Source organism: Caballeronia sp. LZ024, from assembly GCF_031451455.1.
Taxonomy (GTDB): domain Bacteria; phylum Pseudomonadota; class Gammaproteobacteria; order Burkholderiales; family Burkholderiaceae; genus Caballeronia; species Caballeronia telluris.
The window spans coordinates 992,579-1,005,048 of record NZ_JARUXL010000003.1 but is presented as its reverse complement, the minus strand read 5'-3'; the positions used below and the strand labels follow the sequence as shown (position 1 = coordinate 1,005,048).

Annotated in this window: 12 protein-coding genes; 10 read left to right on the top strand and 2 right to left on the bottom strand. The window is 65.5% G+C overall.

Annotated features, from left to right (window positions below):
• Nucleotides 1-90: 90 nt before the first annotated feature.
• Nucleotides 91-912, bottom strand: coding sequence for a DUF72 domain-containing protein (locus QCE48_RS22030; RefSeq protein ID WP_309784092.1), 822 nt, complete (start codon nucleotides 910-912; stop codon nucleotides 91-93).
• Between the two features lie 276 nt (nucleotides 913-1,188).
• Between QCE48_RS22030 and QCE48_RS22025 the strand changes: the two genes are divergently transcribed.
• From QCE48_RS22025 to QCE48_RS21980, 10 genes are all read left to right on the top strand, one after another.
• On the top strand, nucleotides 1,189-1,488 hold the full coding sequence (locus tag QCE48_RS22025) for a hypothetical protein (protein ID WP_309784091.1): 300 nt from the start codon (nucleotides 1,189-1,191) through the stop codon (nucleotides 1,486-1,488).
• Between the two features lie 113 nt (nucleotides 1,489-1,601).
• Nucleotides 1,602-2,447 carry a hypothetical protein gene (locus QCE48_RS22020; protein WP_309784090.1) on the top strand — a complete coding sequence of 282 codons (846 nt, stop codon included), beginning with the start codon at nucleotides 1,602-1,604 and terminating at the stop codon, nucleotides 2,445-2,447.
• Nucleotides 2,448-2,635: 188 nt separating this feature from the next.
• The gene (locus QCE48_RS22015) at nucleotides 2,636-2,863 is read left to right on the top strand and encodes a DUF2964 family protein (RefSeq protein ID WP_309784089.1); all 228 of its coding nucleotides are present in this window, start codon (nucleotides 2,636-2,638) and stop codon (nucleotides 2,861-2,863) included.
• A 263-nt stretch (nucleotides 2,864-3,126) separates the two neighbouring features.
• A complete protein-coding gene (locus QCE48_RS22010) occupies nucleotides 3,127-4,290 on the top strand; it encodes an HPP family protein (protein WP_309784088.1) in 1,164 nt (387 codons plus the stop codon).
• An 88-nt stretch (nucleotides 4,291-4,378) separates the two neighbouring features.
• Nucleotides 4,379-4,804 (top strand): MarR family winged helix-turn-helix transcriptional regulator, encoded by a 426-nt coding sequence (locus tag QCE48_RS22005; RefSeq protein WP_116561347.1) that lies wholly within the window; start codon nucleotides 4,379-4,381, stop codon nucleotides 4,802-4,804.
• A 6-nt stretch (nucleotides 4,805-4,810) separates the two neighbouring features.
• Nucleotides 4,811-6,580 carry a chloride channel protein gene (locus QCE48_RS22000; RefSeq protein ID WP_309784087.1) on the top strand — a complete coding sequence of 590 codons (1,770 nt, stop codon included), beginning with the start codon at nucleotides 4,811-4,813 and terminating at the stop codon, nucleotides 6,578-6,580.
• A gap of 268 nt (nucleotides 6,581-6,848) precedes the next feature.
• Nucleotides 6,849-8,099, top strand: coding sequence for an ROK family transcriptional regulator (locus tag QCE48_RS21995; protein WP_309784086.1), 1,251 nt, complete (start codon nucleotides 6,849-6,851; stop codon nucleotides 8,097-8,099).
• Nucleotides 8,086-9,654, top strand: a complete 1,569-nt coding sequence (locus QCE48_RS21990; protein WP_309784085.1) for a sugar ABC transporter ATP-binding protein — start codon at nucleotides 8,086-8,088, stop codon at nucleotides 9,652-9,654. The genes QCE48_RS21995 and QCE48_RS21990 overlap by 14 nt, the downstream gene beginning before the upstream one ends.
• A gap of 43 nt (nucleotides 9,655-9,697) precedes the next feature.
• Nucleotides 9,698-10,732: an ABC transporter permease subunit gene (locus tag QCE48_RS21985; RefSeq protein WP_309784084.1), complete on the top strand. Its 1,035-nt coding sequence runs from the start codon at nucleotides 9,698-9,700 to the stop codon at nucleotides 10,730-10,732.
• Nucleotides 10,733-10,824: 92 nt separating this feature from the next.
• Nucleotides 10,825-11,772: an ABC transporter substrate-binding protein gene (locus QCE48_RS21980; protein ID WP_309784083.1), complete on the top strand. Its 948-nt coding sequence runs from the start codon at nucleotides 10,825-10,827 to the stop codon at nucleotides 11,770-11,772.
• 51 nt (nucleotides 11,773-11,823) lie between these two features.
• Here the strand turns inward: QCE48_RS21980 and QCE48_RS21975 are convergent, their stop codons facing one another.
• Nucleotides 11,824-12,357 carry a cupin gene (locus QCE48_RS21975; RefSeq protein ID WP_309784082.1) on the bottom strand — a complete coding sequence of 178 codons (534 nt, stop codon included), beginning with the start codon at nucleotides 12,355-12,357 and terminating at the stop codon, nucleotides 11,824-11,826.
• Nucleotides 12,358-12,470: the final 113 nt, after the last annotated feature.

Sequence of the window (12,470 nt, the reverse complement as noted above, 5' to 3'; positions counted from 1 at the left end):
CGCTTGCCGCGCCGGCGCGGGTTGCGCGCGTTAGCACGGCCCGCGCGCTGTCATCTTCTGGCGCAGTGTGTCGAAACGGAACAGGCCATCTTATTCTTCCGTTTTCGCGAGACGCTCGATCATCGCGATGCCCGCAGCCGGATTGAGCGCCTTATATCCGCTGATGACGTAGAGATAGACATCGCGCGGCGTTTCCTTTGTTGGCGACTCCGTGACGGTTTCGAGCCCCTCGGGCACGCCGCCCAACGCCCACACGCGTGCGCGTTCCGTCCACAGATCGAGTTGCTTCTTCGGATAGCCCTGCCGATGCTTCTCCTCGGTGCCCATGATGCGCGCGTAGACGAAAGGCGCCGTCGGGTCCGCGATCTGCGGATACTTCGAATCGCCCGCCATCACGATCGCGACGCCGTACTTGCGTGCGAGCGCGACGAAGGTCTTGTCGCGAAAACTCTCGTGCCGCACTTCGACCGCATGCCGAATCGCGCGGCCTTCGACGCTCTTCGGCAACAACGCGAGGAAGCCCTCAAAGTCCTCGGCGTCGAACTGCTTGGTCGGCGCGAACTGCCAGTTCACGGGTCCGAGCTTGTCCTTCAGTTCCAGCACCCCGCTCGCGAAGAACCGTTCGATCGAGTCGCCTGCCTCCGAGAGCACGCGCCGGTTCGTCGCGAAGCGCGGCGCCTTGAGCGAGAACACGAAATCGTCGGGAGTTTCGTCATGCCATTTCACGAAGCTGGCGGGTTTCTGCGATCCATAGAAAGTGCCGTTAATTTCGATGCTGTTCAGCTGGCGGCTCGCGTATTCGAGTTCGCGCTTTTGCGTGAGCCCTTCTGGATAGAACGTTCCGCGCCACGGCTCGAAGGTCCATCCGCCGATGCCGATTCTGATTTGTGCCTTCTTTTTTCCGGTTGCCATCGATGATCGCTCGCTCAGACATGAGATGCGCTCAAGTTTAAGGAATAGGCGCAACCGTGTCAGCGACGCTTTGGCGCCGTGCTCGCTGTCCTGCGCAAAATTCTCAACTGACTGAAAAACTTAGCGCCCTGCTTAAGCGACGCGCGCGGACACAAGGCCATCAGGCATGACGTTGCCGCCTACGCGCAAGGTGGCATGCGCGATGCTTTGACTCGGATAATCCCTAAACGGACCGCGACGCACCGCAGCGGCCGGGCAAGCCCACGGAGCCGTGCCATGCACAGAACCATCGAACCTCACGATCTCGACCACGTCGATTTATCGCACTATCAGGTGATTCAGGTTTCGGACGGCCACCACAGCGTCGTCATCTGGGAAGGGCCGTTGCCGCTCGGCGATTTGCGAGCGGGCGAAGTGCGCCCGTCGCTCACCGATTCCGCGTCCACGCTGACAATAAGCGTCCCCAATCCGCTCGACGCCGGACGCCGCCGGGACATCTGCCAGCATGTGTGGTCGCGGGTGACGGGGCGGCGGGCGGCCGCGCAAGGTGCGCTCCCGCGCGCGCGGCAAGGTTGAAGGCACGACGCGCGTGTCGAAGACAAAAACGAACGACCGCGCGACAAAAATCTTGGCAGGCAGGACGGAATGACTAAACTCTAGATCAATTCGTTTCGAGCCAGGATTCGCGGATGACCACACGAGCCCACGTGGCGGCGAAGAAGACAAAGCCGCAAACCCGCCCGATCGTCCTCGCTTTGTTCCTTGCCTTCGCGTCATCTGCGTACGCCGAGCGCGTCTGGATCGTCGCCGGACCGAGCGATTCCAGCGTCTCGGGCATCGCGAAGAAGGCCGAACCGCTCTACCGGTCGGTGCCCGATGGCTTCGTCATCCAGACCGCCGACTGCGGCGACAAGCAAAACGCATTCATGTGGGTCGGCGCGACGGCCAACGCCGACAAGCCCGCGCTCGCGGCGCGCCTGCGCATCCGGCAGACCGTGCCCGACGCCTACATGCGGCTCTGCGACGTCCGGCCCGGATCGCTGGTCGCGCTGCGCATGAGCGTCGTCGACCGGTCGATCGGACTCTTGCCCGACAACGCCGCCAACTGGGAGGCGGGCGACCGTCTATCGCTGCTGCGTCCGCTGCCGGACGGGCGCAGTCTCGTCATCGTCCGATATTTCGCCAACGACCCGAGCGATCCGTTCGGCGGCAAACGCGAACGCGTCGTGCTGGTCAACCGCGGCGGCAAGCGCGTCGCGCTGGACAACGACTGCGTCAATCCATCGGACGCGATTGCGCAGCACGGCTATGTCGCCTTCGAGTGCGTGCGGGGCCTCGCCTCGGACAACGTGGTCCACGGCGTCGCGGTCTTCGACGATTCGGGCGCGAAGCTCTTCGAAGCAGGCCGCTGCCGCGATCCGAAGTGGGCCGGCGAGCGGGTGCTAACGTGCGATTCCGAAGTCGTGGACGAAAACGGGCAGTTGCAACTCCGCCGGAAGCGCGTCGCCGTGCCGAGCGGCAAGGAATTGATGTAGCGGAGCGCTGCCTGCAACGATCGGCTCGGTCGTTGCACGAAACTGCCGCTTTTGCTATCGATGACGAAGCGACGAGCGGCCACGGCGCGCCGTTTTGGTTTCCTATAATCGAATCATCGGCGTTCCTGCGGCGGGAGTTCGCGCAGTGCCCGCTCTCGGCCACGCTCCACATTGCGCGGAGGTCTCACATGAAGCTGGAACGCCTCAAACCGGAAGCCACGCCGGAACAGCGGCTCGTCGTGCGCAACAAGTTGCGCGTGCTGCTCGCCGCCATCGGCACGCTCGCCGCGGTGGTCGGCATCGGCATCGCGGTCAACGGATTGCTCGAATTCAACGAGAGAAAAGTGATCATCGGAGCATGCGTGATCGTGTTCTCGACAGTCATGTATATCGTGATGCTCTCCCGGGCCAGCTAGCGCGCGATCCATCATGGCGTGAGGTATTACGGGGCGCAGCGAGGACGCGGATTTCATCTCCGGTTCGCCCGGTTTTCCCGCCGTTATTCATCGAAGAACGCCTTGATTGAGGCACTTTTATCATCAATCGACGCATATCAGGGAAAACGCCAACAGGCATTTCCCTGCCCTTTCGGGCCGGCGCGACGCCGCGACTTTATGTCACAATGCCATATATTTCATACGGTATCGCACCGCCCTTTTCGCCGATTCGATCTCCCAAGATGCGCCCCGTACTCGCTCGCTGGATCGCCAGTTTCGTCCCTTCGCCGGTTGCCGTGAAATGGCCCGAGCGCCTGCGCTCGGGCCTCGGCGCGCTGCTCGGCATCGCCTTCACGGGCGGCTCCATGCTGTTGCTGCTCGGCCCCTCGGCGAACATTCCGCTCCTGGTCGCGCCGATGGGCGCCTCGGCCGTACTGCTCTTCGCGGTGCCGGCCAGTCCGCTCGCGCAACCGTGGTCGATCATCGGCGGGAATCTGGTTTCCGCGACGGTCGGCGTCGCCTGCGCGACCTTGATCGCCGACCCCATCGACGCCGCCGCGCTCGCCGTCGCCATCGCGATCTGCGCGATGTTCGCGCTGCGCTGCGTGCATCCGCCCTCGGGCGCGGTCGCGCTCACCGCCGTGCTGGGCGGCCCGTCGATCCACTCGCTCGGCTTTCGTTTCGTGCTGGAACCCATTGCGCTGCAATCGTTCGCGTTGCTCACGGCGGCGATCGTGTTCCATGCGCTGACGGGCCATCGCTATCCGCACGCCGCCGGACAAAGCGCCGCGAAGGCGCAGGCCGCCGGCCACCCGCCCGCGAATCCGGGCTTCACGCGCGCCGATCTCGACGCCGTGCTCGCGCGGCGCGGCGAATTGCTCGACATCGATCCGGCGGACCTGGAATCGGTCGTCAACGAGGCGCAGATGCGGGCGTACGTCCGCACCTTCGACGAACTGACCTGCGCAGACATCATGTCGCATCCGGTCGCGTCCATCTTCGCGACGACGACGGCCGCCACCGCCTCCGATCTGCTGAGCCGGCGCGCGGTGAAGGCGTTGCCGGTCGTCGATACGACTCAGCGCGTGATCGGCATCGTCACGCGCGCAGACCTGATGCAATACGGTTCCGGCAGCGCGCTCTCGGCCCTGTTCCGCCTGCCGGCGCGCTGGCTCGCGAGCGACGACGAGGCGACCCGCACCGCCGGCGCGCTGATGACAACCGACGTCTGCACGATCACTGCAGCAACGCCCATCACCGAACTCGTGCCGATCTTCGCGAATTTCGGCCATCACCATATTCCGGTGCTCGACGCCGAGGAAAGGCTCGTCGGGATGATCACCCAGGCCGACGTGATCGCAGGCCTCTACCGGCAGACTCAGCAGCAAAGCAGACAGGCCGCCTGAAGCGCACGGCGTCGTCACGGCGCCTCTTCTGCGTCCATTCATATCATGTTGTGATACATTTACCGTTTGCACTTTTCAAGGCATCACGATGAAAGAACTCGTCCGCGCGCCGGCCCGCAGTCTGGCGAAGAAGGACTTCGAACAGCTATCCGAGTTTCGCTATCAGATGCGGCGCTTCGAGCGCTTCTCGGAGAACGCCGCGCAGGGCGAGGGCATCACGCCTTTGCAGTATCTGCTGCTCCTGCATATTCGCGGCTACCCCGGCCGAGACTGGGCAACCGTCGGCGAACTGGCCGAGCGCCTGCAGGCGCAGCATCACGGCGTCGTCGCGCTGGTGTCGCGCTGCGAGGCGCTCGGGCTCGTCAGGCGCCAAGTCAGCGAAACGGATCGCCGGCAGGTGGAAGTGCATCTGGAAAAGCCCGGCGAGAAAGTGCTGGCAAGGCTGGCCGAATTACATCGCGCGGAGTTGAAGTCGCTGCAGGGCGCTTTCCGCGTGCCGCAGATCGATTATTAGACCGCCATGAGCCTCCATTCGACAAAACGCGACTTCGCCGCCAACGCGCGACTTCCCGGCATTTCGGCGCTCGCTGCGCTGATCGGCGGCGTCAGCACGCTCGCGGCGTTCGTGCTGCTCAGCGTCATCCATCTGTTCACGAACCTCTTTTTCTTCGGCAGCTTTTCGTTCGCCGACCGCTCGCCCGCCAGCAACACGCTCGGACTCTGGGTGCTCGTCGTGCCGGTCGCGGGCGGACTCATCGTCGGGCTGATGGCGCGCTACGGCTCGGAAAAGATTCGCGGACACGGCATTCCCGAAGCGATCGAGGCCATTTTGTTCGGCAAGAGCCGGATGTCGCCGAAGGTGGCGGTCTTGAAGCCGCTGTCGTCCGGCATCGTGATCGGCAGCGGCGGGCCGTTCGGCGCCGAAGGTCCGATCATCATGACGGGCGGCGCGCTCGGCTCGCTGATCGCGCAGTGCGTGAAGCTCACGTCGGCCGAGCGCAAGACGCTGCTCGTCGCGGGCGCCGCCGCCGGCATGACCGCGGTGTTCGGCACGCCGGTCGCGGCGGTGCTGCTCGCGGTCGAACTGCTGCTCTTCGAATGGCGTCCGCGCAGTTTCCTGCCGGTCGCGCTGGCGTGCGCGGTCGCGGGCTTCGCGCGGGTCGCGTTTTTCGGACAGGGACCGCTCTTTCCGCTCGTCACCGCGCCGCCGGACGGGCTCTCGCTCGTGTCGTGCGTCGTCGCGGGGTTGCTTTCCGGCGCGCTGGCCTCGGGACTTTCCGCCGCGCTCTACAAGACCGAAGACCTGTTCGGTAAGCTCCCGATCCACTGGATGTGGTGGCCCGCGCTCGGTGGCGTGGTCGTCGGCATCGGCGGATACATCGAGCCGCGCGCGCTCGGCGTCGGCTACGACGTGATCGGCGATTTGCTGCACGGGCACGTCGCGTTGCAGATCGCCGTGGCGATTCTGGCGGTGAAGGCCGTGATGTGGGTCGTCGCGCTCGGCTCGGGGACGTCGGGCGGCGTGCTCGCGCCGCTCCTGATGCTCGGCGCCGGGCTCGGCACGGTGCTCGCGCCCGTGCTGCCGGGCGGCGAACCGGCGCTCTGGCCGCTCGTCTGCATGGCCGCGACGCTCGGCGCCACACTCGGCGCGCCGCTCACCGCGATCGTCTTCGCGTTCGGCCTCACGCACGACGTCAACGCGCTGCTGCCGCTGCTCGCCGCGACGCTCGTCGCGCACGGCTTCGCGACCGTCGTCATAAAGCGCTCGATCATGACCGAGAAGATCGCGCGGCGCGGTTATCACATTTATCGGGAATACGGCGTCGATCCGCTCGAACGGCATCACGTGGACGAGGTGATGTCGACGGCGGTTCAGACGATCGACGCTGACCTCACGGTCCGCGACGCGCTCGCGCAATACTTCGACGCGGGTCAGACGCATCGCGCGTATCCGGCGGTGCGCGATGGCGCGGTGCTGGGCATCGTCGAGCGCGGCATGCTCGACGACGATCCCGATGCCACCGTCGCCGATTTGCTGCGTGGCCGGACACCGGTCGTCGCGCTGCCGCACGAGAACTGCCGGCTCGTCGCGACCCGGCTCGCCGTGCACGGACTGGAGCGGCTGCCGGTCGTCGCGGACAACGGCACGCGACGTCTGGTTGGCATCGTGGCGCGCAGCGATCTCGTCAAGCCGTCGCTCGCTCACTTCGACGAGGAACACAAACGCGAGCGGTTCCGGCGCATCGCCGTGCCGGCGCTCGCTCGCCGCAGACGCTTCCCGCGCGCCTGAGCGGGAAGAACGCCACGCCCTTTCGGGCGGATGCGGCGCTTGATGCGCCGCAAGACAAGCTGTCCGTGCTTTTTGTCCGCGACGCGACTACCCTCTTGTCAGCCGCGCGCGGCATTCAACGCACGAATCGACGTGCGTCCCGGATTTAACTTCCGTGCCTGCCGCGCGTGGGGATTTCCCTCCTTTACGCGCGACCGACCGTGGTATTAAATAAATCAACTTGATTTATTTAATCAGAAAGCCAACGGTCCAGACCCGGAGGAACCGCGTGAGAAGTCCCCACATCGGCCAGGGCAGCAATTCGGCCAACGTGCGTCGCTATAACGAGCGCCTGCTGTTGCAGGCGCTGCGCCGCACTGAGCCCGCCTCGAAAGCCGACCTCGCGCGCCACGCGAATCTGACCAGCACGGCGGTCGGCAGCATCATCGAGTCGCTGAACAAGGCGGGCCTGATCGAATTTTCGGGACGGCGCCTCGACGGCCAGCGCGGCCAGCCCGCCTCGCTCATCAAGCTCGATCCACGCGGCGCGTTCGGTATCGGCGTGCGGCTCAATCGCACGAGTCTCGAAACCGTGCTGGTCAATTTCGCCGGTGCCGTGCTGGCGCGCGCTTCCTACGACATGGTGCTGCCGCATCCGGACGAAGTCCTCGCGATCCTTCAGCGCGACATCGAAACACTGCTGAAGCACCTGAGCCCGGGCGAGCGCGAACGGCTCGCGGGTGTCGGCCTCGCGCAACCCTTCAATCTCGGCAGCTGGCTGCGCGAACTCGGCTTGCCGACCGACACCTTCCGCGCCTGGGACGAAATCAACTTCCCCGCCGAACTCGGCCGCGCGCTGGGGCTGCCGGTGTTCAACGAAAACGACGGCAACTCGGCCGCCATCGCCGAACTGTTCTACGGCTACGGCCGCCATTGCGACGACTTCATCTATCTGTTCCTCGGCTCGGCGATCGGCGCGGGAATCGCGGTCGACGGCGACTGTCTGCGCGGCGTGTCCGGCAACGCGGGCGACATCGCCGTGATGCCGGTCGCGCCGAGCCGCCTGCCGTCGGCGCCGCAACCGGCCAGGCAATGGGACATCCTGATCTCGCGCGCGTCGCTGAACGCGCTCGCGCGGCACCTTCGCTACTGCGGCGAGGCGGTCGAAACGCGTGCCGATCTCGAAGCCTGCATCGCGCGTCGCGTTCCGGCGATCGACGAGTGGATCGACGATTGCGTCGACGCCCTCGCGCCGGCGCTGCGTTCGATGCTTTGCGTGCTCGACGTGCCGGTGGTCGTGCTCGACGCCGACGTGGACGCGGGCCTGCTCGACACGCTGATCGAACGTCTGCGCGCCACGATGGCGGCCAACGCGCCCGAATCGCGCGGTGTGCCGGTGCTCGCACGCGGCTCGTTCGGCCGCGACGCGGGCGCGATCGGCGCGGCCACGCTGCCGATGTTCTTCAATTTTTCTCCGCGCGCGGGGATTCTCAAGGGCGCCGGCGCCCATACGAACGAGGTGAGTCATGTCCAGTCCTGAGTCGAGGTCCGATGCGAGGCCCGATGCACGGCCCGCGCTGCTCGAAATGCGCGGCATCAGCAAAACGTTTCCGGGGGTCCGCGCGCTCGACAACGTGCGCCTCACGGTGCATCCGGGCGAAGTGCACTCGCTGATGGGCGAAAACGGCGCCGGCAAATCGACGCTGATGAAGATCCTGTCGGGCGCCTATCAGGCCGACGCGGGCGGGCAGATCCTGATCGAAGGCAAGACGGTCGTGATCGACGGGCCGCTCGCCGCCAAAGACCTCGGCATCGCGGTGATCTACCAGGAACTGAGCCTCGCGCCGAATCTCTCGGTGGCGGAAAACATCCACGCGGGACGCGAACTGCGGCGCGGCCTCGGCCTCGTCGACCGGCCCGCGATGGAGCGCGGCTGCGAGGACGTGCTCAAGCGCCTCGGCGCCACGTTCAAGCCGCATACGCTCGTCGGCGATTTGTCGATTGCCGAGCAGCAGCTGGTCGAGATCGCCCGCGCGGTGCACGCGAAAGCGCGCATCCTCGTGATGGACGAACCGACGACGCCGCTTTCGTCGCGCGAAACCGACCGTCTCTTCGAGCTAATCCGCCAGTTGCGCCAGGAAGGTCTCGCGATCATCTACATCAGTCACCGGATGGCGGAGATCTATGAACTGTCCGACCGCGTGTCGGTGCTGCGCGACGGCGGCTACGTCGGCACGCTCGAACGCGCGGACCTGTCGGCGGAAAGCCTCGTGAAGATGATGGTCGGACGCGACATCTCCGGCTTCTACAAGAAGGAACACGCGCCTTACGATCCGGGCAAAATCGTGCTCCAGGTGCGCGACGTCGCCGACGCGGGACGCGTGCGCGGCTGCAGCCTCGACCTGCATTCGGGCGAAGTGCTCGGCATCGCGGGACTGGTCGGCGCCGGGCGCACCGAGCTCGCGCGGCTCATCTACGGCGCGGAGCCGCGCACGCGCGGCGAGATCACCGTCGACGGCAAGAAGCTCAACCCGCGCACACCGCGCGACTCGATCGATGCCGGCCTCGTCTATCTCACCGAAGACCGCAAGGGCCAGGGCCTTTTTCTCGACATGAGCGTGCGCGACAACATCAACGTGTCGGTCGCGGGACGCGACGCCCGCATGGGCGTGCTCGATCTGGCGCGCGGCGCGACGCGCGCACGCGATGCGATCTCCTCGCTGACGATCCGCGTGCCGAGCCCGAAAGTGAACGCGGGCGCGCTCTCCGGCGGCAACCAGCAGAAGGTGCTGCTCTCGCGGCTGCTCGAAACCAAGCCGCGCGTGCTGATCCTCGACGAACCGACGCGCGGCGTCGACATCGGCGCGAAGTCGGAGATTTATCGAATCATCAACGAACTGGCGAAGACCGGCGTCGGCATCATCATCATTTCGAGCGAACTGCCGGAAGTGATCGGCACAGCGGACCGCGTGCTCGTCATGCGCGAAGGCGAACTGGCCGGCGAACTCGGCGGCTACAGCGGCAAACCGATCACGCAGGAAGCGATCATCGAACTCGCCACCGGGTCACGCCCGGCGCTCGGCGAGGCAGCCTGACACACACACAGCGGCACACATAGAGACATCTTCGGAGGACGACATGAGCAAGACCATCAAGCATGAGGGCGACGCGCCCGGCATCGCGGAGGGACAGAGCCCGTCCCAGCGGCAATCGCGCATCGAGCACAAGGAGCGCATGCAGACGCTGATGCGCACGGCCGGCATGCTGCCCGTGCTGATTTTGCTGTGCATCGCGTTCGGCGTCGTGACCGATGGCTTCTTCAGCCTGCAGAACATGTCGATCGTCGCGCAGCAGGCCGCGATCAACGTTGTGCTCGCGGCGGGCATGACCTTCGTGATCCTGACGGGCGGCATCGACCTGTCGGTGGGGTCGGTGCTGGCGGCGTCCGCGGTGACCGCGCTCATCGCGTCGAACATTCCGGGCTGGGGCTGGCTCGGCATTCCGGCGGCGCTCGCCGTGGGGCTCGTGTTCGGCCTCGTCAACGGCGCGCTGATCGCGCTCTTGCGGCTGCCGCCGTTCATCGTCACGCTCGGCTCGCTGACCGCGGTCCGCGGCATCGCGCGCCTCATCGGCCACGATACGACGATCTTCAACCCGCAACTTTCGTTCGCGTTCATCGGCAACGACACGGTGCTGGGCGTGCCCTGGCTCGTGATCATCGCGATCGCCGTGGTGATCGTGTCGTGGTTCATCCTGCGACGCACGGTGCTCGGCCTGCGCATCTATTCGGTCGGCGGCAATCCGGAAGCGGCGCGCCTGTCGGGCATCAAGGTGTGGGGCATCCAGATGTTCGTCTATGCTGCATCGGGCGTGCTCGCCGGACTGGGCGCGGTGATGTCGGCGGCGCGGCTCTATGCGGCGAACGGCTTGCAGCTCGGCCAGTCATACGAACTCGATGCGATCGCCGCGGTCATTCTCGGCGGCACGAGCTTCGTGGGCGGCGTCGGGTCGATCGTCGGGACGCTGGTGGGCGCGCTGATCATCGCGGTGCTGACCAACGGCCTCGTGCTGCTCGGCGTGTCGGACATCTGGCAGTACATCATCAAGGGCCTCGTCATCATCGGCGCGGTGGCACTCGACCGCTATCGCCAGCGCGGCTCGGCACGCACGTAATCCAAACGCTTTTTTACCTGCACGGCGGCGTGCGGGAACATGCAGGTCCGCTTGTTCCCGCCAACACCAATGGACCACCTGGAGACATAAAAATGTTCAAGCAAAAAGTCGCATATGCGAGCATCGCGCTGGCCCTCTCGTGCGGCCTCGCCGTTCCGGCACACGCGGCCGACAAGGAACTGAAGTCGGTCGGCATTACGGTCGGCTCGCTCGGCAATCCGTACTTCGTGACCATTTCGAAGGGCGCCGAAGCGAAGGCCAAGCAGATCAATCCGAACGTGAAAGTGCAGGCGGTGTCGGCGGATTACGACATGAACAAGCAGTTCACGCAGATCGACAACTTCATCTCGGCGCACGTCGACCTCATCCTGCTGAACGCCGCCGACCCGAAGGCGATCGAGCCGGCGGTGAAGAAGGCGCGCGCGGCGGGCATCGTGGTGATCGCCGTCGACGTCGCCGCCGCCGGCGCCGATGCGACCGTGCAGACGAACAACGTGCAGGCGGGGCAGCTCGCGTGCGACTTCCTGTCGAAGAAGATCAACGGCAAAGGCAACGTGGTGATCGAAAACGGGCCGCAGGTGTCGGCCGTGATCGACCGCGTGAAGGGCTGCAAGGAAGTGCTCGCGAAGTCGCCGGGCATCAAGATCCTCTCCGAGGATCAGGACGCGAAAGGCTCGCGTGAAGGCGGCATGAACGCGATGCAGGGTTATCTCACGCGCTTCCCGAAGATCGACGGACTGTTCGCGATCAACGATCCGCAAGCGGTGGGCAGCGATCTGGCGGCCAAGCAACTGCATCGCAAGGATATGGTGATCACGTCGGTGGACGGCGCGCCCGACATCGAAACGGCGCTCAAAAGCGATACGCTGATCCAGGCATCGGCGAGCCAGGACCCGTGGAAGATGGCGCAGACGGCGGTGGAAGTGGGGTATGGAATCATGAACGGCAAGAAACCGGCTGATCCGATGATCCAGATGCCGTCGACGCTGATTACGCGCGAGAACGTGGGGAGTTACAAGGGGTGGTCGTCGGCGCGGTAAGCGATCCGTCCAGCCGCCCGAAAGCGCTCGCCGTAACGGCGAGCGCTTTTGTTATGTCCAAAGCCGCGCCACCTCCCCTTGCGCGCCGCCCACCGGATCGCGCTCCGGAAACGGCAGCGCTTCCATCCTGCGAAGCTCGTCGTCATCGAGCGCATCGCGCCGGATGTCCCACTGTTGTCCAGGCGGATACGCGCCCACCACCTGGAAGCGGCCTTCGCTCGCGAGCAGGCAGTGCCCGGTCCCGGCGGGCAGCACGAGCGCGTCGCCCGCCTGCACGCCGATGATCCGTCCCCCCGGCCCGCCAATGATGAGTTGCGCGCGCCCGGTCGCAATGCCGAGCGCTTCATGCGCGGTCGAATGGTAGTGGTGGTAGTCGAAAACGCTGTCGCGCCATTGCGGCGGCCAGCCGTTGTGGGCGAACAACGCCTCGAAGCGCTCGGCGCCGCCGGACTGGCCGCCGTCGATCACGCCGCGGTAAAGCAGCACCGGCAGACGCCGGTTGTTCGGCACCCAGCCGTTTCGGTCGAGCATGAAGGGTTCACAACGCGAATCGACCGCATGCAGATGTTCCGTTTCGTAAGTCATCGGTTTTCTCCTGAAGCCTTCTGACAATTACGCAAACCCCGTTCCTGTCGCGCACCTGCATCGGGCAATTTCCCGTCACCCGCTTCGTTTGCCTCCGTGCGAAAATTCGAAGG

What these genes read in the sequence shown, in the direction of transcription:
- QCE48_RS22015 (WP_309784089.1), top strand. Translation starts at nt 2,636, where the DNA reads ATGAAGCTGGAACGCCTCAAACCGGAAGCCACGCCGGAACAGCGGCTC.
- QCE48_RS21980 (WP_309784083.1), top strand. Translation starts at nt 10,825, where the DNA reads ATGTTCAAGCAAAAAGTCGCATATGCGAGCATCGCGCTGGCCCTCTCG.
- QCE48_RS22010 (WP_309784088.1), top strand. Translation starts at nt 3,127, where the DNA reads ATGCGCCCCGTACTCGCTCGCTGGATCGCCAGTTTCGTCCCTTCGCCG.
- QCE48_RS21990 (WP_309784085.1), top strand. Translation starts at nt 8,086, where the DNA reads ATGTCCAGTCCTGAGTCGAGGTCCGATGCGAGGCCCGATGCACGGCCC.
- QCE48_RS22005 (WP_116561347.1), top strand. Translation starts at nt 4,379, where the DNA reads ATGAAAGAACTCGTCCGCGCGCCGGCCCGCAGTCTGGCGAAGAAGGAC.
- QCE48_RS22025 (WP_309784091.1), top strand. Translation starts at nt 1,189, where the DNA reads ATGCACAGAACCATCGAACCTCACGATCTCGACCACGTCGATTTATCG.
- QCE48_RS21985 (WP_309784084.1), top strand. Translation starts at nt 9,698, where the DNA reads ATGAGCAAGACCATCAAGCATGAGGGCGACGCGCCCGGCATCGCGGAG.
- QCE48_RS22030 (WP_309784092.1), bottom strand. Translation starts at nt 912, where the DNA reads ATGGCAACCGGAAAAAAGAAGGCACAAATCAGAATCGGCATCGGCGGA.
- QCE48_RS22000 (WP_309784087.1), top strand. Translation starts at nt 4,811, where the DNA reads ATGAGCCTCCATTCGACAAAACGCGACTTCGCCGCCAACGCGCGACTT.
- QCE48_RS21975 (WP_309784082.1), bottom strand. Translation starts at nt 12,357, where the DNA reads ATGACTTACGAAACGGAACATCTGCATGCGGTCGATTCGCGTTGTGAA.
- QCE48_RS22020 (WP_309784090.1), top strand. Translation starts at nt 1,602, where the DNA reads ATGACCACACGAGCCCACGTGGCGGCGAAGAAGACAAAGCCGCAAACC.